Raw genomic sequence first — 18,752 nt, forward strand, 5'->3', positions numbered from 1 at the left:
GGGCGGGGGGGGGGGGGGCGGCGCCCCCCCCCCCCCCCCCTACGGCTGCCGGCTTACCACATCAGATCGTCAGGAATCTTGTAAGCCGCGTAAGGATCGTCCTCCTCGACCGCCTGGCTGGGCTTCTTCACCTGCACCACCAGCGAGGCATCGCGTTCCGCGATCTTCTCGGCGATCACGCGCGGCACCAGTTCGAAGCCGCCCTTGTTGCCAACATTCGTGCCGACGATGACCAGGCGGCCGGCGACCAGGTGTTCCTGCACCTGGGGCGACACGTAGATGCGCTCGATCTTGGTGCCGAAGGTGAAGTTGTAAGGCACGTCGTCCTTGCCGTTCTTCGTCTTCGGCTGCTTGTTCTGCTGCACCATCTGCACGATTTGCGCCATGATGGCCTTCTGCGTCGCGGCCGCGTCGCGCTGGGCGTTCAGCTCGCGCGCACGCTCGGCGTTCTTGCGCTGCAATTCCAGAGCCGCCTCGCGCGACTCGTTCTTCGCTTCCGCGCCGGTGCGCAGTTCGATCTTGTGCTGCTTGCTCTTGTCCTGGTGAACCTGCTTGACCTTCTTCTTGTCGACCAGGCCCGCTTTCAATAATTGATCAGCCAGCGAAACCATGTTGTTATCCCTAGGGTGGTTGCATTCAAACCGCTAGCATAGCAAAGCCTCACTGCGCAGAGGAAGCCCAGGCATCCCAGGTGCCGACATGCCACACATGGCCTTCCGGATCGCGGCAGGCGAAGGTGCGGCCGCCGAAGGGCGCGTCGTCGATTTCCTGGACCACCGTGGCGCCGCTGTCGACCACGCGCGCGTAGACGTCGTCGGCGTCCGCCACCTGAACCCAGGTGGTCTGGGTCTGCACGCCGCCAACGCGATCCGGCGGAACGATGACCCCGGCCAGCCGGTCGTCCATGTGCGAACCGAGCATGACCATGCCGTCGCCGAGCACGAGCTCCGCATGCGCCACGCCGCCGCTCTTGTTCGGGATGACGGTGCGTTTCTGGAAGCCAAAATTCCGGCACAGCCAGTCGATGGCGGCATGCGCGTCCTGGTAACGCAGGCAGGGAATCAGGGTCGAACCCATGGCGGTCTCCTCGTGGTGGCGGCCTGGACATGGTACCGCAACGGGCTTGTCGAACTTGAATTTCGGGTCATGCACACAACATGATTCCTTATCGATGTCTAACGATGAGGAGCACCACCATGAGCCCATCCGATGCAAACATGCTTCACGATTTCCTGGGCCAGCTGGTCCAGGCCCGCGGTATCAAGAAAGACCCGCAAGCCGACGCCCTGATCCAGCGCGCCTTCGAGCAGCAGCCCGACGCGGCCTACCTGCTGGTGCAGCGCGCGCTGTTGATGGAACAGGCCCTGGACAGCGCCCGTGCCCGCATCGCGGCGCTGGAGAACCAGGTGAATTCCGCCCAGCAAAGCCGGGGTGGCGGTTTCCTCGATCACGTATGGGGACGCGGCCGGTCCCAGCCCACGCAGGCGCCGCAGCATTACCAGCATGCCTACCAGCCGAGCTATCAGCACGCGATGCCCGGCGGGATGAGCCGGGGAGGGGGCTTGCTGGGAACGATGGCGGCAACGGCGGCCGGCGTGGCGGCGGGCAGCTTCCTGTTCCATGGTCTCGATAACCTGTTCCATGACCACGACGGTGGAGGAGGCCAGCATCTGCTGTCGGATAACGATCAGTCCGGCAGTTCGCTGGCCGAACAGGCGGGACTCGGGGCGATCGGAGAGTCGGAAGGCTTTCTAGACAGCAACGACGACAGCCTGGGCGGTTTCTTCGATGGCGATGGCTCGGACGAAGGGCTGTTTGGGTAACGGAAGACCTCGTGGGGATGCGCGGACCATCCCCGTTCCTGCTCAACTCGCCAGGTGTCCGCTAGTATTGCGGCTCTGCCATTTCTGTAAAAGGCAGGGGTGCTTGCTCGGCTGGCCGGCCGGGTCGTCTGAACCTCCGCCGTTCGCGCTTGCGAAAGTGGTCCGGCGAGCACAGCACTCGAAGCGCGACGGGCCTGGGGACGCCGGCTTCTTCCAAAAAATCCAATGCGGGATTCACTCCATGCTGGCCGCAGATATGCAGCCCCGCGTCCACGATTTGTGCGGTTGCCCGGTCTTTGCGAGCGTCGTTCCTGCCGTGTTCACTCATGCGTCCCTCCAGAAGAAAAGGGATGCTATCAGACACGGTTTTGCACTTAAAGTAGTTTGTTAAGAGTTCATCCTAATGGGATGATTCTGTGCGGTTTATGCAAAGTTTACTACTTTGACATTGCACCATTTCTAATGTTTGGGGTAGGAAAAAGCCGGACGGAAATTTTTCCAGAGAGCGCTGCGGATTACATCTGCTGGAAGAGATAGGTGTGGTTGCGGCTCACCTCCAGCTCTCCCGCCCAGTTACGCAGGCGCAGCATTTGCCTTCCCCGCAAGTCGCGCGAGACTTCGCTGATCGCATCGACCCGCACCAGGGTCGAGCGGTGAATCCGCCAGAACTCATCCGGATCGAGTTCATCCGCCAGCTCCTTGAGCGTCTTGCGGATCAGCAGCTCGGCCGTGAGTGTCTGCACCCGTGTGTACTTGTCCTCGGACTGGAAGAACAGCACTTCGCGCGTGCTGATCATGCGCAGGCTGTTGCCCACCTGGGCCTGGATCCAGCGCAGGTAGTTCGGACGCGGTGCGCCAGCGCCGTCGCGCAGCAAGCCGCTCAGTTGCGCCAGCTGGGCGCCGATGTCCTGCGGCGGCCGGGCCAGCCGCTTGCCGAGCCGCGCGCGCGTGGTCGCCAGCCGTTCCGTCGTCACCGGCTTGAGCAGGTAATCGATCGCCCCCTGCTCGAAGGCGTCCACCGCATACTGGTCGTAGGCGGTGACGAACACGATATGGCAATGGCTGTAGAGCTGTTTGGCGGCGTCGATGCCCCCCATGCCCGGCATGCGGATGTCGAGGAAGACGATGTCCGGCTGCTGCACCTCGGCCATCGCCACCGCTTCCATGCCATTGGCCGCTTCCGCGACGATGCGCAGTTCGGGCCATGCTTCCTGCAGGCGCATGCGCAGCTGTTCGCGCATCGGCGCCTCGTCGTCCGCGATCAGTGCAGTCGGCGCGGCTGGACTCATCCTTCCTCCGTCATCTTGTAGGGCAGGCGGATCGAGGCGCAGGCGCCGCCGCCCAAGGGGGTCTCGATCACCAGCTCGGCCTGGGCGCCGTATAGCAGCGCCAGGCGTTCGCGGATGTTGGCCAGGCCCACGCCTTCGGGAGCATGCATGTCGATGCCGACGCCGTCGTCGCACACGTCCACGTGCAGGATGGCGCCGACCACGTGGGCGCGGATCACGATGGTGCCGCCCGCCACCTTGGGCTCCAGCCCGTGCTTGATCGAATTCTCGATCAGGGTCTGCAGCATCATCGGCGGGAAGGGCGAGCTGCCCAGGAAATCGGGAACTTCCCAGCGCACCATGAGCCTCTCCTTCATCCTGGCCTGCATGATGGCCAGATAGGCACGCGACAGTTCGACCTGCTTGCCCAGGGTGGCGCCGGTGCCGGCGCGCATCTGCGGCAGCGAAGAACGCAGGTACTCGACCAGGTGGGCGTGCACCCGCGCCGCTTCCTTCTGATCGGTCTCGATCAGCTGGCCGATCAGGGCCAGGGTGTTGAACAGGAAGTGCGGCTCGACCTGGGCCTGGAGCGCCGCCATCTTGGCTTCCATCAGGCGGCGTTCCAGGGTGGCGACGTTGGCCTTGTCCGAGGCTTCCTTGGCCATCAGCTCGGCGCGCCGCTTGCCGCCGGCCAGCACCTTGACGGCCAGCGAGATGACGACGAACCACACGGCTGCTTCGTTCAGGCGGAAGAAGACGCCGAAGGCCAGGACGAGGAACCAGATCAGGTAGAGCTGGCGCCACTCGACCATGGCCAGCCAGTCGAAGAAGCGCCACCACAGGGCGCTGGCCTCGCTGACGGCGTCGCGCACGAAGTCCACGGCGCGGTTGATCTGGGTGGCGGCCATGATTTACTCCACGTCGCGATGGGCGACCGGGCGCGGACGGCGGTCGAAGATGGCGTTGGCCACGTACTTGAACACCAGGAAGGCGATGAACAGGGTCACGGCCAGCGGAATGATGGTCAAGATACAAGCCAGCACGATGGCGGCAACGAGCAGGACCGGCCACGATTGCGCGGCCAGGGTGCGGCTGCCGGCGTTCACGGCGCGTGCGAAGCCGCGGCCTGCGACTTTGACGTCGGTGACGAAGGACTGGAAGCGGGTGTTGGTTTTCATGCGGTGCATTCCTTTCAGTGTGCGAATGGCTTTACTGTAGGCCCGCACAGGAGTGATCGCCAGCATCATCCGATGAAGTGCGCAAATGCCGGGATTAACGGTCGGGAGGGCGGATAAGCGGGAGTGCTGGAAAATAGGCCGCGAACTGCACGGTTGTAGCGCTGATAACGGTTAGTTAGCCGAATTACTACTCCAGCAACTTGAGCGCCTCGCGCCGCATCACATCCAGCATGCCTGCCTCGGGCGTGCGTGCGCAGGCCGCCACGGTGGCGTCCAGCACCGGCCCCATGCCGGGGAAGCTCTTGCTCTGGGTCTCGCGGTGCAGGGTGTAGATGAGCTTGCCGATCGACTCCACCATCACCGGCATGCCGCGCACGTCGCGTTCCGGGAAGGTGGCGGCCTGGTAGGCCGCGTCGACATTGAAATCGGCGCAGGTCTTGCCGGCGACCGTCGATGCGTGGTCCTTGCGGAACAGGACCTTCACCAGCCCGGTGCGCACACCCGCGACCGGGGTGGCGGCGTCGCTGCGTTCGGCGATGCGGGCGGCCAGGGTGTCCAGCTCGGCCGAACGCGACGAGGAACGCACCCGCGCCATGCGCCGGCCTTGCCCGTCCAGTGAGACTTCGACCAGGGCTTCGCCCTGCACGCCGCGCCGCGCCAGCTCGGCGGGATAGGCGCCGTCGGCCGGATAAATGACCAGCTCGCGCCATACCGGCACCGTGGCCTGGGCGGCTACCGACTGCTGGACACCCAGCAGGGCCAGCAGGGCAGTCACACCCGCAATGGCTTTCGGGTTCACGCAGCGCCTCCGCCCGCGCTGCGCTCCTCCCAGTAGCTGCGCAGGAGTCCGTAGTTCACCGTGTCGGCGTACTGGCCGTGCACCAGCCAGCGCTGCGGCATATAGCCTTCCTTGCGGAAGCCCAGCTTTTCCAGCACCTTGGCCGAGGCGCTGTTGCGCGGATCGATGTCGGCCTCCACCCGGTTCAGCTTGGCGGCGTGGAAGCCATGCTCGAGCGCGGCGGCGATCGCCTCGGTGGCGTAGCCCTTGCCCCAGTGCGGGCTGCCCAGCGCGTAACCGAGCTCGCAGCGGTTGTTCTGGTTGAAGAAGTGGTGCAGGTTGACCGTGCCGATCAGCTCACCCGTCTCCGCCAGTTCGATGGCGAAGCGGATGTCGGTTTCGTCGCGGTAGCTCTCCATCGCGCGCGCGATCGCGGTCTCGGCGAAGGAAATGTCGGTCCACGGGTCGGCGCTCCAGTAGCGCACCACGGCGGGGTCGGAAAAGACGGCGAACAGGGCGGGCGCATCCTGGTGGGTCAGCGGGCGCAGCACCAGGCGTTGGGTCGTGAGGACGGGAGTGGAATAGGTCGACATGTCTCAGTATTGTCAATGTTTTAACCGCAAGCATACCATTCCTGGCGCCAAAAGTCGGCGCGCCGCTCATGGTGATGCATAACAACATGCTATCGATATCACCGATTGATACTAATCAATATGGTCGTGTTCCGATTGCAAGGATGACCAAACTTGTTCACACTTTATCACCGCTCATCGCATGGGCCCATCAAGCCCCCGTTGCCGCGATGCCAAGGAGAAGCGCAATGAACGAGTCGAGACCCAGCTCGCTAGCGTCCTTTTGGATGCCTTTTACCAATAATCGCGATTACAAGAACGATCCGCGCCTGCTGGTCTCGGCCGAAGGCATGTATTACCGCGATGTGGACGGCAATCGCATCCTGGACGGCACCGCGGGACTGTGGTGCGTGCCCTGCGGCCATGCCCAGCCCCGGATCGTCGAGGCGATCGCCACCATGGCCGGCCAGCTCGACTTCGCCCCGACCTTCCAGATGGGCCACCCGGCCGCCTTCGAGCTGGCCGAGCAGCTGATGGAATTCAGCGGCCACAAGTTCGGCCACGTGTTCTACACCAGCTCGGGCTCGGAAGCCGTGGATACGGCCCTCAAGATGGCGCTGGCTTACCACAAGGCGCGCGGGGAGGGCGGGCGCACCCGCCTGATCGGGCGCGAGCGCGGCTACCATGGCGTCGGTTTCGGCGGGCTGACCGTGGGCGGCATCGGCCCCAACCGCAAGCAGTTCGGCCCGCTGCTGCCGGGCGCGGACCACCTGCCGCACACCCACAACCTGCTCAAGAACGCGTTCTCGCGCGGCGAGCCGGACTTCGGCGCAGAACTGGCCGACGAGCTGGAACGCCTGGTGGCGCTGCACGACGCGTCCACCATCGCCGCCGTCATCATCGAACCGGTATCCGGTTCCACCGGCGTGCTGGTGCCGCCGAAAGGCTACCTGAAGCGCCTGCGCGACATCTGCGACAAGCACGGCATCCTCCTGATCTTCGACGAAGTCATCACCGGCTTCGGGCGCCTGGCCACGCCCTTCGCGGCCGACTACTTCGGGGTCGAGCCGGACCTGATGACGGTCGCCAAGGGCATCACCAACGGCGCCGTGCCGATGGGGGCGGTGTTCTCCAGGCGCCACATCCACGACGCCTTCATGGACGCGCCGCCGGGCATCGAACTGTTCCACGGCTATACCTACTCGGGCCACCCGCTGGCCTGCGCCGCGGCCCAGGCCACCCTGCGCGTGTTCCGCGAGCAGGGCGTCATGGAGAACGCCAAGCAGATCCAGCCCTATTTCGAGGACGCCCTGCATTCGCTGCGCGGCCTGCCGCACGTGATCGACCTGCGCTCGGTCGGCGTGGTGGGCGCCATTGAACTTGAGCCGATATCGGGCAAGCCGGGCGCGCGCGCCTACAGCGCCCTCAAGAAAGCCTTTGCGGACGGCATCCTGATCCGCACCACGGGCGACATCATCGCGCTGTCGCCGCCCCTGATCCTGGAACGGCAGCACGTCGACGAACTGTTCGGCAAGCTGGCGACCCTCCTGAAAAACCTTGACTGAGCCGAGCGAAGCATGAGCGACACCCTGATTTCCCATTACATCGGCGGACAACTGGCGGAGCGCCCCGGCGCGCGCCACGCCGACGTCTACAACCCGGCGCGCGGCGAGCCCTGCGCGCGCGTGGCGCTGGCCGACCAGCAGGACGTGGACGCGGCGGTGGCCGCCGCCGCCGGCGCCTTCCCGGCCTGGGCCGCCACGCCGCCGCTGCAGCGGGCGCGGGTGCTGTTCAACTACCTGCAGCTGTGCCGCCAGCATGCCGACGAATTCGCGGCCATCGTCACGCGCGAGCACGGCAAGACCTTCCCTGACGCGAAGGGCGAGGTGGCGCGCGGCATCGAGGTGGTGGAGTTCGCGGTCGGCATTCCCCAGCTGCTCAAGGGCGAGTTCACCGACCAGGTGGCGCGCGGCATCGACGCCTGGTCGATGCGCCAGCCGCTGGGCGTGGTGGCCGGCATCACGCCCTTCAACTTCCCGGTGATGGTGCCGATGTGGATGTTCCCGGTCGCCATCGCCTGCGGCAATACCTTCGTGCTGAAACCCTCCGAGCGCGATCCCTCGGCTTCGCTGCTGCATGCGCGCCTGCTGAAGGAAGCAGGCCTGCCGGATGGCGTGTTCAACGTGATCCAGGGCGATAAGGTGGCGGTCGATGCGCTGCTCGACCATCCCGGGGTGGAAGCGATCAGCTTCGTCGGTTCGACCCCGATCGCCGAGTACATCTACGCACGCGGCTCGGCAAACGGCAAGCGCGTGCAGGCCCTGGGCGGCGCCAAGAACCACATGGTCGTCATGCCCGACGCCGACATGGAGATGGCGGTCGACGCCCTGGTCGGCGCCGCCTACGGTTCCGCCGGCGAGCGCTGCATGGCGATCTCGGTCGCGGTAGCCATCGGCGACGCGGGCGACCGCCTGGTGGCGGCGCTGGCCGAACGCACGGCAACGCTCAAGATCGGCGACGGCATGCAGGACGGCGCCGAGATGGGACCGGTGATCACCAGGGCCGCCAAGGAGCGCATCGAGCGCCTGATCGGCCAGGGCGTGGAGCAGGGCGCCACGCTGGTGGTGGACGGCCGTGGACACACGGTGGCGGGCTGCGAGAACGGCTTCTTCGTGGGCGGCACCCTGTTCGACCACGTGAAGCCCGAGATGACGATCTACAAGGAAGAGATCTTCGGCCCGGTGCTGTGCGTGGTGCGCCTGCCGGACGTGGGCAGCGCCGTGAAACTCATCAACGCCAACGAATACGGAAACGGCGTGGCCATCTTCACCCGCGACGGCGGCGTGGCGCGCGAGTTCGTGCGCCAGATCGAAGTCGGCATGGTGGGCGTGAACGTGCCGCTGCCGGTGCCGATGGCCTTCAACAGCTTCGGCGGCTGGAAGCGCAGCCTGTTCGGTGACCACCACACCTACGGCCCTGAAGGCGTGCGCTTCTACACGCGCCACAAGGCCGTGATGCAGCGCTGGCCGGACAGCGCCAGTTCCGGACCGCAGTTCGCGTTCCCGCAAATGACTTAGACGACCGGCAGCTTCGGTGGCGCCGCATCCCGCCCGAAGGATGCGAAACGGCTGCTCTAACGGAAGCAGCCGCGATGTCCAATACAACTATAAGAGAGTGGCATATGAAAGCACACTGCGTCGAGTCAGCAGTTACCGTGGCGGCGCCTGTCCTGCCGCGCGCACCGGCATCCTTCACCGGAAAGCACATCGCCGTGGTCGGCGCCGGACCGGCAGGCATGGCCTGCGCCCATCGCCTGGCCATGCTGGGCAATGCCGTCACCGTGTTCGAAGCGCGTTCGTACGAGCGCATGCAGTCGGCGCCGGTCCTGATGCTGGAGGAGGAGGGGGCGCAGCAGGAACTCGAGCGCCTGGCCGCCCTCGGGCGGGTGCGGATCGAGTACGGCTGCAAGCTGGGCCAGCACCGCGAGCTGTCGGCGCTGCACCTGTCGCACGACGCCGTCTTCCTGGGCGTGGGCCTGGCCTCGGGACGCGTGCTGGAGCTGACCGGCGCCGAGGCCCCCGGCCTGGTCGACGCCGGCAAGCACCTGGCGGCGGTGCACTCCACCGAAGACCTGCTGGCGCTGCCGGTGCCGCACCGCGCGATCGTGATCGGCGCGGCGCGCGGCGCGGTCGAGATGGCCGCGCGCCTCAAGCGCCTCGGGACCCAGGACGTGACCCTGGTCTACCGCCACGGCCTGGAAGCGGACGGCTACGAAGAACAGACGGCGCGCGCCAGCTACGTGCGCCTGCGCGCCTGGGCCTCGCCGCTCGAGGTGCTGCGCGACGAGCGCGGCGGCGTGCAGGCGGTGCGCTTCGAGCAGACCCGCCTGCTCGACGGCCGCCTGGTCGACACCGGCGGCTTCACCGAGATCGCCGCCCATGCCGTGTTCAAGGCGGTGGGCCGCGCCAGCGATGACGCCTGCCAGCGCGACGAGAGCGCCTGCCGCCTGTCGCAGGAGGGCGACAGGGTGCGCGTCGATCCCTTCATGCGCACCGCGCTGCCGGGCGTCTACGCCGGCGGCGATTGCGTGGCGCCGGGACATGGCATCGCCCTGGCCCTGCGCCATGGCGCGCTGGCCGCGCAGACCATTCACGCCGACCTGCAGTCCTAGGGCGGCGTTCGTCACGCGGGGCTCGATTGCGCTACACTCGCGCGCAAACCAACAAGGAGAGCCGCCCGTGACCAGCCCATCCACCCACAACGACCTCTGGAACGAGGACCTTGCGCCCACCGGCGCGCACCAGCGCACCTGGCGCTGGTACCACTTCGCCGCATTGTGGGTCGGCATGGTGATGTGCATTCCGGCCTACACGCTGTCGGCCAGCCTGGTGGAGGCGGGCATGTCGGCCTGGCAGGCGGTGCTGACGGTCTTCCTGGCGAACGCCATCGTGCTGGTGCCGATGCTGCTGATCGGGCATGCGGGCGCCAAGTACGGGATTCCCTATGCGGTGCTGGCCCGCACCTCCTTCGGTACCAGCGGCGCCAAGCTGCCGGCGCTGATGCGCGCCATCGTCGCCTGCGGCTGGTACGGCATCCAGACCTGGTTCGGCGGCAGCACGATCTATACGCTGCTGGGCGTGATGAACGGCGCGCCGATCGGCGGCGAAGCGATCGCCGGCCTCGGGATCAATCTTGCCCAGTTGCTGTGCTTCCTGGCCTTCTGGGCGATCCAGCTGTATTTCATCGTGCACGGCATGGACTCGATCCGCAAGCTCGAGACCTGGACCGCGCCGCTCAAGATCGCGATCTGCTTCGTGCTGCTCTGGTGGGTCTACGACAAGGCGGGCGGCTTCGGTCCGCTGCTGGAAAAGCCCTCGCAGTTCGTCGCGGGCGGCCCGAAGGAAGGGCAGTTCTGGACCACCTTCTGGCCCTCGCTGACGGCCATGATCGGCTTCTGGGCCACCCTGGCGCTGAACATCCCCGACTTCACCCGCTTCGCCAAGTCGCAGCGCGACCAGGTGGTGGGCCAGACGGTCGGCCTGCCGGTGCCCATGGGACTGCTGGCCGCGCTGGCGGTGATCGTCACCTCGGCCACCGTGGTCCTGTACGGCAAGGCGCTGTGGGACCCGGTCGACCTGGCGGCGCGCATGACCGGCATCGCGGTGCTGGTGGCGCTGATCGTGCTGCTGATCGACACCGTCAGCGTGAACCTGGCGGCCAACCTGGTCGGCCCGGCCTACGACTTTTCCGCGCTGGCGCCGCGCCGCATCAGCTACCGTACCGGCGGCTACCTCACGGCCGGGCTGGCGCTGGTAATGATGCCCTGGAAGATCCTGGAGACCACCCAGAACTACATCTTCACCTGGCTGGTCGGCTACTCGGCCCTGCTCGGCCCGATCGCGGGCGTGCTGATGGTCGACTACTACCTGGTGCGCAAGACGCGGCTGGACGTGGAGCAGATGTACCGCCACGACGGCATCTACTCGTACAAGAACGGTTGGAACATGGCGGCCATCGCGGCCTTCGTGCTGGGCGTGCTGCCGAATATCCCGGGCTTCCTCAACGCGGCCTTCCCGAGCGCCTTCCCGGACGTGGGCGAGGCCTTCAAGACCATCTACACCTACGCCTGGTTCGTCGGCGTGGCGATTGCCGCCGTTGTCTACGGCGTCATGATGCGCTCTGGTTCCCGAGGCTAGCGGCCAGTTCGCGCAGCCAGCGGGGCGCGCGCAGCGGGTTCCACACCAGCCGCACCTGCTCGGTCGACGAAAAGCCCAGGTCGACCACGCGGATGCCGACCAGGCCGTGTTCGCCGGCGGCGAAATCGGGCAGGTAGGCCAAGGCCCGGCCTTCGCGCACGAAGCCGAGCAGCACCTGCAGGTCGTCGGCCCAGTAGCGGATGGTGCGCGGCAGCAGGTCGTCGCGCCATCCGTCCGAGCGGCTGCCGCGGGCGACGCCGCAGAACAGCGAGCGCGCCGGCGAGGCGAATGGGTATTCCAGTACGTCCACGGCCTGCACCGGCTTGCGGCCTCGTTGTCCCATTTGTGCCAGCGGGTGCCTGCTGGCGGCGATCACGTTCAGGGCCAGCTCGCCCAGGTCGGTCGCATCCCACTCGGGCGACCAGTGCGGGCTGTCCAATGCCTCCTGCGTGACCAGGGCCGCGTGCAGATCGCCGCGCGCCAGGGCGGCCAGCGCCTCGCCTTCGAACAGGGGCCGCAGATGCAGGCGTGCGCCGGTGTAGGACTGCAAGCCCTCCGCCAGGCCTTCGCCATGGCGCCACAGCAGCACGGCCGGGCCGCCGATGCGGCAATCCATCTCCGCCCGTTCACCCTGCACGTCGAGGCGCGCCTGCTCGGCGAGATCGAGCAGGGTACGCGCCCGGCCCAGCAGCATGGCGCCGCGCTCGTTCAGGACCAGCTGGCGTGTGCTGCGGTCGAACAGCGGCAGGCCGAGTTCTTCTTCGAGGCGCCTGAGGGCCTTGGAAATGGCGGACGGCGTCAAGTGCAGCTCTTCGGCGGCCGCATTCAGCGAATCGTGGCGCGCGACGACAGTGAAGACGCGCAGGTCGGGGAGGTTCATGTTTCCTGTTGGGACACGAAGAGTGAAAATTGGTTGCTTCACTGGAAACGAAGTCCGGCGTACTATGCCCGACATTCGATCAAGGAACAAGCATGGTGAATCTACTTAGACGCGGTCTGCTGCTGGCCGGCCTGGCTGCCGCACTTCCAGCGATGGCGCACGACGCCAGCTATGGCTCGCACGGCATGGCCCTGTTCGGGGACAAGGACGGGCTGTACGCCTCGCACCTGCCCCTGTTCCGCGCGCCGCACGATGTCCAGGCCGTGCTGCAGGTACGCCTGGCCGACCCGCGGCAGGACAGCGAACTGCGCGCCCGCATGCAGGGCACGACTGCCCTGTGGACCATCGACCCCGAACACTTCGAACTCTCGCGCCTCGATCCCGCCAGCACGTCGCCGCTGCGCGCCTTCGGGGCCGACGTCTACAGCGGCCACTTCGAGCGTGGTGGACAGCGCCAGCTCGCACGGGTGCAGTTCGTCGTCGACAAGGTCGTCTACTTCAAGCGGCTCGACCCGGCCATGCGGCAGCGTGCCGAGGCCGAGTATCTGCCGGCGGGGAAGTACCTGTTCAAGCGCCTGGACAGCCGGCCCGACTACGACCACATCGTGAAGCTGGCTGCGCCCGCGCCGGGGCCGCTCAGGGTCGGCAAGCCGGACTTGTCCAATCCCGAAGCGGTGCTGGGCCGGCTGGCGCCGGTGGTCGGCACCGTCTACTTCGAAACCGGCGACCTGCGCTGAGCTGGAGCCGGTTGCAAAATCCTCAGCCTGGCAGGGCGGCGGCAATCCGCGCGGCCAGCGCACGCAGCTGGTCCGGGTCCGCCTGCTCGGCCGCGTGCGGCCTGAGCGGCGTCGCTTCGGTGCGCGGGACGATGTGGAAGTGCACGTGCGGCACGGTCTGGCCGGCCGCGCGGCCGTTGAACTGGGCGATCAGGACGCCCGGCGGCTGCAGCGCAGTTTTGACCGCCTTCGCCACCCTCTGGGTGGTGCGGATGCAGGCCACGGCGCTTGCTTCGGACAGCTCGAAGATCTCGGCGGCGCCTTCCTTCGGCAGCACCAGCACATGGCCTTCGGCCTGCGGCATGATGTCCATGATCGCGAGGGTCATGTCGTCTTCATAGACTTTCACGCATGGCAGTTCGCCGCGCAGGATCTTGCCGAACGGGTTCTGGGGATCGTAGCTCATGAATCGTCCTGTCGAATAGGTGAAGGGTTCAGCCCAGGTTGCGCAGGAAGTCCAGCAGCACCTGGCCCGCGATCTCGGCGTCGTCCGCCGTCATGGTCTCCAGCGGATTATGGCTGATGCCGCCGTTGCCGCAGCGTGTGAACAGCATCGCCACCTCCGTGATCGCGGCCATGCGCATCGCATCGTGGCCGGCGCCGGAGGGCAGGTCGAAGCGCGGCAGGCCGGCGCGTTCGACCGCTTCGCCCAGCCTGTCCATCAGGCGCGGGGCGCAGGGCACGGCTTCGGCTTCCACCAGCTTCCACAGCTTTTCCTCGATGCCGCGGCGGGCGCAGATGGCGCTGATGCCGGCCAGGATGTCGTCCACCGCCGCCAGGCGCTGGGCGTCGTCGGCGGCGCGGATGTCGAGCGACAGGCGGCAGGCGCCCGGCACCACGTTCACCGAGCCGGAGGGCACCTCCAACTGGCCGACCGTGCCGACCAGGGCGCCGCGGTTGCCGCAGCGCTGCTCGACCAGCAGCACGATTTCAGCTGCGGCGGCGGCTGCGTCGCGCCGCATGCCCATCGGGGTGGTCCCGGCATGGCTGGATACCCCCGCCAGTTCCACCAGGTAGCGTGAGCTGCCGGCGATCGCCGTCACCACGCCCAGCGGCAGCCCGTGCTGCAGCAGCACCGGCCCCTGTTCGATGTGGACCTCGACGAAGCCGAGCAGGGAAGCCGGATCGCGCGCGATGGCGGGAATGGACGCCGGATCGTGGCCGGCGGCCGCCAGGGCCTCGCGCATGGTGATGCCTTCCGCATCCTCCTGGTCCAGCAAGGCCATGTCGAAACTGCCCGTGACCGCGCTGCTGCCCAGGAAGGTGCTGCGGAAACGCACGCCTTCCTCTTCGGCGAAACCGATCACTTCCAGGTGGAAGGGCAGGCGCTCGCCGCGTTCGTTCAGGTGGCGCACCAGGGCGATGGGCAGCAGGATGCCGAGCCGGCCGTCGTACTTGCCGCCGTTGCGCACGGTGTCGTAGTGGGAGCCGGTGATGAGGGTTTTGGCATCGCCCTGCGCGGCGGTGTAGCGGCCCACCACGTTACCGACGGCGTCGATGTGGACTTCCATGCCTGCCTCGCGCATCCAGTCCGCGATCTGCGCGGCGGTGGCTTGGTGGGCCGGCGTCATGTAGGCGCAGGTCAGGTTCGATTCGCTGTCGCTGATGGCGCCCAGCTGCTCGGCCCATTCCATTACCCGCGGCCCGAAGGCGAGCGTGACGCCGAGCAGTTCGTTGAGGCGGATTTCGGCGATGCGGTGCACCTGGCGCAGGCATTCGCGCAGCTCGTCGTCACGCTGGTTCTTGAGGCGCCGCGCGAAGGTGTCGATCACCGCGCGCCGGCTCAAGCCGCGTCCGGTCGGGCCCTTGACGGCGAGGATGAAGGGGAAGCCGAACTTGTCCTTGTACTGGGCGTTGAGGTCCTGCAGCGCCGTGTACTCTTCCGGCGTGCAGCGGTTCAGGCCCGAGCTGGCCTGCTCGCTGGTCGATTCCGCCGTCAGTTCCCCGGCGATGGCGGCCTTGCCGGCCAGCTCGGGGTGGGCGCGCAGCAGGGCGAGCCGGGCGTCTTCGCCGGCCGTGTCGACCACGGCCTGCAGCGCCAGCTTGAGCGCGGCCAGGCTGGCGAAGGGCCGCTGCGCGGCCGCCCGTTCGGCGATCCAGGGGGAGTGTTCGTAGATGCCGCGCAGGCGCTCGACAAAGGCGGGCGCGTCGCAGGCATTGAGTTCGGTGAGTGTGGTCATGGCCGTCCGTCGTTCGAGCATTGGATGATAAATCCTGCAAGTCGCGCCTTTCATATGCCGTACCGCATACCCCTTATTTTGGCACCAGGGCCTTGGCCGCGCTACTAACCTGGTCGCGCAGCCACTTGTGCTCGGACGACTGGTGCACGCGCTGGTGCCAGAGCTGGTAGAAGCGCATCGGCGGGAACTTGATCGGCACCGTAAAGCTCTTCAGCGGCAGCGTCTTTTCATAGAAGCGGATGAACTGGCGCCCGGTCGTCAGCACCAGGTCGCTCTGGGTCAGCATATAGGGAATCACGCCGAAGTAGGGCGACTCGACCGCGACCTTGCGCTGCATGCCCTGGCGCTCCAGGAAGGCATCGATCACCCCATGGTAGCCCGGCAGCATCTGGGTCGGGGCGACATGGGGCAAGCTCAGGTAATCCTCGACCGTCATCGCATCGGCGGCCGTGCGCTTCGCGTAGGGGCTGTCGGCGCGCATGGCGCAGATGATCGGGTCCTCGAACAGCTTGGAGATGTGCAGGTGGGGCGGCGGTTCGTCCCAGTTGGCGATCACCAGGTCCATGTCGCCGTCCGACAGCATGCGCAGGTAGTCCGTGCCCGGTCCCAGGCTGTGGATCACCACCTTGCTGTTGGGCGAGCCGCGGCGCAGGGCAGCCACCACGTTGGGCAGGAACTGGGTGTCGAGGTAGTCGGGCGCGGCGATGTGGAAGGTGCGCGCCGCCTGCTCGGGCACGAAGGGTGACTTCTTGACGAACAGGCTTTCGGCCTCGTCGAGGATGCGCTTGGCCGGGTTCAGCAGGCTTTCGCCATGCTGGGTGGGCACCATGCCGCGCGCCCCGCGCACCAGCAGCGGGTCGCCGGTCAGCTCGCGGAGTTTACGCAGCGAGGCCGAGATCGAGGGCTGCGGCTGGTTCAGCTTGAGCGCGACGCGCGACACATTCTTTTCTACCAGCAACAGATACAGGATGCGGATCAGGTGCAGGTCGAGGTGCTGGGGCAGGCTGGACATCGTTGCGTATATCAAGACGGATATGTCGAATATACGCTAGTTTTCATGTTGCTGAAAATGAAATCGGTTTATTGTCGAGGCATTCCATCAACAGGAAGCTCCATGGACGTGTTCGGCTATTTGACCCCGTATGCACTCGAGTGGCTGAACCTGCTCGTACGCTGGCTGCATATCATCACCGGCATCGCGTGGATCGGCGCGTCCTTCTATTTCGTCTGGCTCGACAACACCATCCGCCCGCCAGCGCCCGGCTCCGAACTGGCGAAGAAGGGCGTCTCGGGCGAGCTCTGGGCCGTGCACGGCGGCGGCTTCTACAACCCGCAGAAATACCTGGTGGCGCCCGCCGAACTGCCGAAGGAACTGCACTGGTTCAAATGGGAAGCCTATTCGACCTGGCTGTCGGGCTTCGCGTTGCTGTTCATCGTCTACTACTTCAACGCCCAGGCCATGATGGTCGACCGCAGCGTGGCCGATCTGTCGAGCTGGCAGGCGGTGGGCGTCGGCCTGGGCAGCCTGGTGGTCGGCTGGGTGGTCTACGACCTGCTGTGCCGCTCGCCGCTGGGCAAGCGCGACCTGCTGGTGGGCGTGCTGATCTTCCTGTTCCTGCTCGCCAGCAGCTGGGCGCTGACCCACCTGCTCAGCGGACGCGCCGCCTACCTGCACGTGGGCGCGATGATCGGCACCATGATGGTGGCCAACGTGGCGATGGTGATCATCCCCGGCCAGCGCACGATGGTGAACGCCATGCTGGCGGGGCAGAAGCCCGATCCCATTTACGGCATCAAGGCCAAGCAGCGCAGCGTCCACAACAACTACTTCACCTTGCCGGTGCTGTTCATCATGATCAGCAACCACTACGCGATGACCTACCGCCACGAGCACGCCTGGGCGGTGCTGGGCACGATCATGCTGGCCGGTGTGCTGATCCGCCACTTCTTCAACCTGCGCCACAAGGGGCGCATCGAATGGAAGTACCCGGCGGCCGGCGTGGCCCTGTTGCTCGGGCTGGCCGTGGCGATCGCGCCGAAGGCGCCGGTGCAATCCAGGACCGCGGCCGGAGAAGACGCGGCGGCCCGCTTCGCCGCCGTGCGCACCATCGTCGACCAGCGCTGCGTGGCCTGCCACGCCCAGCAGCCGACCCAGCCCGGCTTCGCGACCGCCCCAAGCGGCGTCATGCTGCATACCCCGGAACTCGTGCACCAGAATGCCGCGCGCATCTACCAGCAGACCGTGCAGACCAAGGCGATGCCGCTCGCGAACCTCACCAACATGACCGACGCCGAACGCGCCCAGATCGCCGCGTGGTTCGAGTCCGGCGCCAAGACAGGGAACAACTAATGGACACACAGCTGCGGGAGCGTCTGCTGCAATGGATCGACGCGCATTTCGACGAAGAGGTCGGCTTTCTCCAGCAGGTGGTGCGCATCCCGACCGATACGCCGCCGGGGAATAACGCGCCGCATGCGGAGCAGGTGGCCGCCCTGCTTGGCGGCTTCGGCTGGCAGGCCGAGAAGCACGCGGTGCCGGCGCAGGAAGTGCGCGACTACGGCATGGAGAGCATCACCAACCTGATCGTACGCCGTCCCTATGGCGCGGGCGGGCCGACCCTGGCGCTCAACGCCCACGGCGACGTAGTGCCGCCGGGCGAGGGCTGGACCCGGCCGCCCTACGACGCGGTGGTGGAAGACGGCTTCCTGTACGGGCGCGCCGCCGCGGTGTCCAAGAGCGACTTCGCTACCTATGTGTACGCGGTGCGCGCGCTGGAAGCGCTGGGCGTGCCGCTCAGGGGCGCGCTGGAGCTGCACTTCACCTACGACGAGGAATTCGGCGGGCTGCTGGGGCCGGGCTGGCTGCTGGAGCAGGGCCTGACCCGTCCGGACTACGTGATCGCGGCGGGCTTCGCCTACAACATCGTCACCGCCCACAACGCCTGCCTCCAGCTCGAGATCACCGTACACGGCAAGGCCGGCCACGGCGCCATGCCGGAGACGGCGGTCGACGCCCTGCAGGCCGCGACCCGCATCCTGAACGCGATCTACGGCCAGCTGCCGGAACTCAAGAAGATCAAGAGCAAGGTGCCGGGCATCGATTCCCCGACCATGCTGGTGGGCCGCATCGACGGCGGCACCAATACCAATGTGGTGCCGGGCAAGGTGGTCATGAAGATGGACCGGCGCATGATTCCGGAGGAAGACCCGGTGGCGGTGGAAGCCCAGGTGCGCGCCCTGGTCGAGGAGGCGGTGCGCGGCTTGCCCGGGATCCGCCTCGAGATCCGGCGCCTGCTGCTGTCGCATGCGCTGCGCCCGCTGCCGGGTTCCGAGAAGCTGGTGGCGAGCCTGCAGCAGCACGGCCGCGCCGTGATGGGCGAAGAGATCACGGCCCAGGGCACGCCGCTGTACGCCGATGCCCGCCTGTACGGCGAGCGCGGCATCCCGGCGGTGCTGTACGGCGCAGGGCCGCGCACGGTGCTGGAATCGAACGCCAAGAAGGCCGACGAACGCCTGCTGCTCGACGACCTGCGCAAGGCCACCAAGGTGGTGGCGCTGACCCTGCTCGACTTCCTCGGTCCGCAGGCCTGAACGCGGCTCT

At 66.8% G+C, this 18,752-nt stretch carries 19 protein-coding genes; 8 read left to right on the forward strand and 11 right to left on the reverse strand.

Annotated features, from left to right (window positions below; translation table 11 throughout):
* Nucleotides 1-53: 53 nt before the first annotated feature.
* Together KBW95_RS20640 and KBW95_RS20645 are read right to left on the reverse strand one after the other, a co-directional pair.
* Complete coding sequence (locus KBW95_RS20640) at nt 54-611, reverse strand: DUF2058 domain-containing protein (protein WP_211524250.1); 558 nt, start codon at nt 609-611, stop codon at nt 54-56.
* A gap of 49 nt (nt 612-660) precedes the next feature.
* Complete coding sequence (locus KBW95_RS20645) at nt 661-1,077, reverse strand: VOC family protein (RefSeq protein ID WP_211524288.1); 417 nt, start codon at nt 1,075-1,077, stop codon at nt 661-663.
* 119 nt (nt 1,078-1,196) lie between these two features.
* On the opposite strand from KBW95_RS20645, the gene KBW95_RS20650 reads away from it, so the two are divergent.
* Nucleotides 1,197-1,823, forward strand: coding sequence for a DUF2076 family protein (locus KBW95_RS20650; protein ID WP_211529203.1), 627 nt, complete (start codon nt 1,197-1,199; stop codon nt 1,821-1,823).
* A 515-nt stretch (nt 1,824-2,338) separates the two neighbouring features.
* On the opposite strand, the gene KBW95_RS20655 is transcribed toward KBW95_RS20650, so the two are convergent.
* The 5 genes from KBW95_RS20655 to KBW95_RS20675 all read right to left on the reverse strand — a co-directional run bounded on the left by KBW95_RS20655 (nt 2,339) and on the right by KBW95_RS20675 (nt 5,640).
* A complete protein-coding gene (locus tag KBW95_RS20655) occupies nt 2,339-3,112 on the reverse strand; it encodes a LytTR family DNA-binding domain-containing protein (RefSeq protein WP_211524252.1) in 774 nt (257 codons plus the stop codon).
* Nucleotides 3,109-3,999: a sensor histidine kinase gene (locus KBW95_RS20660; protein WP_211524253.1), complete on the reverse strand. Its 891-nt coding sequence runs from the start codon at nt 3,997-3,999 to the stop codon at nt 3,109-3,111. Before KBW95_RS20660 ends, KBW95_RS20655 begins: the two co-directional genes overlap by 4 nt.
* Nucleotides 4,000-4,002: 3 nt before the next feature.
* A complete protein-coding gene (locus tag KBW95_RS20665; RefSeq protein WP_229429917.1) occupies nt 4,003-4,269 on the reverse strand; it encodes a hypothetical protein in 267 nt (88 codons plus the stop codon).
* A gap of 187 nt (nt 4,270-4,456) precedes the next feature.
* Nucleotides 4,457-5,068: a TonB family protein gene (locus KBW95_RS20670; RefSeq protein WP_211524254.1), complete on the reverse strand. Its 612-nt coding sequence runs from the start codon at nt 5,066-5,068 to the stop codon at nt 4,457-4,459.
* Nucleotides 5,065-5,640, reverse strand: coding sequence for a GNAT family N-acetyltransferase (locus KBW95_RS20675; RefSeq protein ID WP_211524255.1), 576 nt, complete (start codon nt 5,638-5,640; stop codon nt 5,065-5,067). Before KBW95_RS20675 ends, KBW95_RS20670 begins: the two co-directional genes overlap by 4 nt.
* 227 nt (nt 5,641-5,867) lie before the next feature.
* On the opposite strand from KBW95_RS20675, the gene KBW95_RS20680 reads away from it, so the two are divergent.
* The 4 genes from KBW95_RS20680 to KBW95_RS20695 all read left to right on the forward strand — a co-directional run bounded on the left by KBW95_RS20680 (nt 5,868) and on the right by KBW95_RS20695 (nt 11,315).
* Nucleotides 5,868-7,184, forward strand: a complete 1,317-nt coding sequence (locus tag KBW95_RS20680) for an aspartate aminotransferase family protein (RefSeq protein WP_211524256.1) — start codon at nt 5,868-5,870, stop codon at nt 7,182-7,184.
* A gap of 12 nt (nt 7,185-7,196) precedes the next feature.
* Complete coding sequence (locus KBW95_RS20685) at nt 7,197-8,696, forward strand: CoA-acylating methylmalonate-semialdehyde dehydrogenase (RefSeq protein WP_211529204.1); 1,500 nt, start codon at nt 7,197-7,199, stop codon at nt 8,694-8,696.
* A gap of 104 nt (nt 8,697-8,800) precedes the next feature.
* Nucleotides 8,801-9,790 carry an FAD-dependent oxidoreductase gene (locus KBW95_RS20690; RefSeq protein WP_211524258.1) on the forward strand — a complete coding sequence of 330 codons (990 nt, stop codon included), beginning with the start codon at nt 8,801-8,803 and terminating at the stop codon, nt 9,788-9,790.
* A 67-nt stretch (nt 9,791-9,857) separates the two neighbouring features.
* Nucleotides 9,858-11,315: an NCS1 family nucleobase:cation symporter-1 gene (locus tag KBW95_RS20695; RefSeq protein ID WP_211529205.1), complete on the forward strand. Its 1,458-nt coding sequence runs from the start codon at nt 9,858-9,860 to the stop codon at nt 11,313-11,315.
* On the opposite strand, the gene KBW95_RS20700 is transcribed toward KBW95_RS20695, so the two are convergent.
* Complete coding sequence (locus KBW95_RS20700; protein ID WP_211529206.1) at nt 11,287-12,195, reverse strand: LysR family transcriptional regulator; 909 nt, start codon at nt 12,193-12,195, stop codon at nt 11,287-11,289. The two genes, KBW95_RS20695 and KBW95_RS20700, sit on opposite strands and share 29 nt — an antisense overlap.
* 92 nt (nt 12,196-12,287) lie before the next feature.
* Here KBW95_RS20700 and KBW95_RS20705 point away from each other — a divergent pair, with 92 nt between their 5' ends.
* On the forward strand, nt 12,288-12,932 hold the full coding sequence (locus KBW95_RS20705) for a hypothetical protein (protein ID WP_211524261.1): 645 nt from the start codon (nt 12,288-12,290) through the stop codon (nt 12,930-12,932).
* A gap of 22 nt (nt 12,933-12,954) precedes the next feature.
* On the opposite strand, the gene KBW95_RS20710 is transcribed toward KBW95_RS20705, so the two are convergent.
* From KBW95_RS20710 to KBW95_RS20720, 3 genes are all read right to left on the reverse strand, one after another.
* Complete coding sequence (locus KBW95_RS20710; protein ID WP_211524262.1) at nt 12,955-13,377, reverse strand: HIT family protein; 423 nt, start codon at nt 13,375-13,377, stop codon at nt 12,955-12,957.
* 28 nt (nt 13,378-13,405) lie between these two features.
* Entirely contained in the window at nt 13,406-15,151 is a 1,746-nt protein-coding gene (locus tag KBW95_RS20715) for an allantoate amidohydrolase (RefSeq protein WP_211529207.1), read from the reverse strand.
* A gap of 73 nt (nt 15,152-15,224) precedes the next feature.
* Nucleotides 15,225-16,163 carry a LysR substrate-binding domain-containing protein gene (locus KBW95_RS20720; RefSeq protein WP_211529208.1) on the reverse strand — a complete coding sequence of 313 codons (939 nt, stop codon included), beginning with the start codon at nt 16,161-16,163 and terminating at the stop codon, nt 15,225-15,227.
* Between the two features lie 102 nt (nt 16,164-16,265).
* Here KBW95_RS20720 and KBW95_RS20725 point away from each other — a divergent pair, with 102 nt between their 5' ends.
* Together KBW95_RS20725 and KBW95_RS20730 are read left to right on the forward strand one after the other, a co-directional pair.
* Nucleotides 16,266-17,501: a urate hydroxylase PuuD gene (locus tag KBW95_RS20725; protein ID WP_211529209.1), complete on the forward strand. Its 1,236-nt coding sequence runs from the start codon at nt 16,266-16,268 to the stop codon at nt 17,499-17,501.
* On the forward strand, nt 17,501-18,742 hold the full coding sequence (locus tag KBW95_RS20730; protein ID WP_211529210.1) for a M20/M25/M40 family metallo-hydrolase: 1,242 nt from the start codon (nt 17,501-17,503) through the stop codon (nt 18,740-18,742). The genes KBW95_RS20725 and KBW95_RS20730 overlap by 1 nt, the downstream gene beginning before the upstream one ends.
* The last annotated feature ends 10 nt before the right edge of the window (nt 18,743-18,752 follow it).

This window comes from Massilia sp. ZL223, assembly GCF_018119395.1.
In the GTDB taxonomy this organism is placed as follows: domain Bacteria; phylum Pseudomonadota; class Gammaproteobacteria; order Burkholderiales; family Burkholderiaceae_D; genus Telluria.

Excerpts from the sequence above, each read along its gene's own strand:
- KBW95_RS20730 (WP_211529210.1), top strand. The coding sequence starts at position 17,501 with ATGGACACACAGCTGCGGGAGCGTCTGCTGCAATGGATCGACGCGCAT.
- KBW95_RS20705 (WP_211524261.1), top strand. The coding sequence starts at position 12,288 with ATGGTGAATCTACTTAGACGCGGTCTGCTGCTGGCCGGCCTGGCTGCC.
- KBW95_RS20685 (WP_211529204.1), top strand. The coding sequence starts at position 7,197 with ATGAGCGACACCCTGATTTCCCATTACATCGGCGGACAACTGGCGGAG.
- KBW95_RS20720 (WP_211529208.1), bottom strand. The coding sequence starts at position 16,163 with ATGTCCAGCCTGCCCCAGCACCTCGACCTGCACCTGATCCGCATCCTG.
- KBW95_RS20715 (WP_211529207.1), bottom strand. The coding sequence starts at position 15,151 with ATGACCACACTCACCGAACTCAATGCCTGCGACGCGCCCGCCTTTGTC.
- KBW95_RS20655 (WP_211524252.1), bottom strand. The coding sequence starts at position 3,112 with ATGAGTCCAGCCGCGCCGACTGCACTGATCGCGGACGACGAGGCGCCG.
- KBW95_RS20680 (WP_211524256.1), top strand. The coding sequence starts at position 5,868 with ATGAACGAGTCGAGACCCAGCTCGCTAGCGTCCTTTTGGATGCCTTTT.
- KBW95_RS20725 (WP_211529209.1), top strand. The coding sequence starts at position 16,266 with ATGGACGTGTTCGGCTATTTGACCCCGTATGCACTCGAGTGGCTGAAC.
- KBW95_RS20675 (WP_211524255.1), bottom strand. The coding sequence starts at position 5,640 with ATGTCGACCTATTCCACTCCCGTCCTCACGACCCAACGCCTGGTGCTG.
- KBW95_RS20650 (WP_211529203.1), top strand. The coding sequence starts at position 1,197 with ATGAGCCCATCCGATGCAAACATGCTTCACGATTTCCTGGGCCAGCTG.
- KBW95_RS20645 (WP_211524288.1), bottom strand. The coding sequence starts at position 1,077 with ATGGGTTCGACCCTGATTCCCTGCCTGCGTTACCAGGACGCGCATGCC.
- KBW95_RS20660 (WP_211524253.1), bottom strand. The coding sequence starts at position 3,999 with ATGGCCGCCACCCAGATCAACCGCGCCGTGGACTTCGTGCGCGACGCC.
- KBW95_RS20700 (WP_211529206.1), bottom strand. The coding sequence starts at position 12,195 with ATGAACCTCCCCGACCTGCGCGTCTTCACTGTCGTCGCGCGCCACGAT.
- KBW95_RS20710 (WP_211524262.1), bottom strand. The coding sequence starts at position 13,377 with ATGAGCTACGATCCCCAGAACCCGTTCGGCAAGATCCTGCGCGGCGAA.
- KBW95_RS20665 (WP_229429917.1), bottom strand. The coding sequence starts at position 4,269 with ATGAAAACCAACACCCGCTTCCAGTCCTTCGTCACCGACGTCAAAGTC.
- KBW95_RS20640 (WP_211524250.1), bottom strand. The coding sequence starts at position 611 with ATGGTTTCGCTGGCTGATCAATTATTGAAAGCGGGCCTGGTCGACAAG.
- KBW95_RS20690 (WP_211524258.1), top strand. The coding sequence starts at position 8,801 with ATGAAAGCACACTGCGTCGAGTCAGCAGTTACCGTGGCGGCGCCTGTC.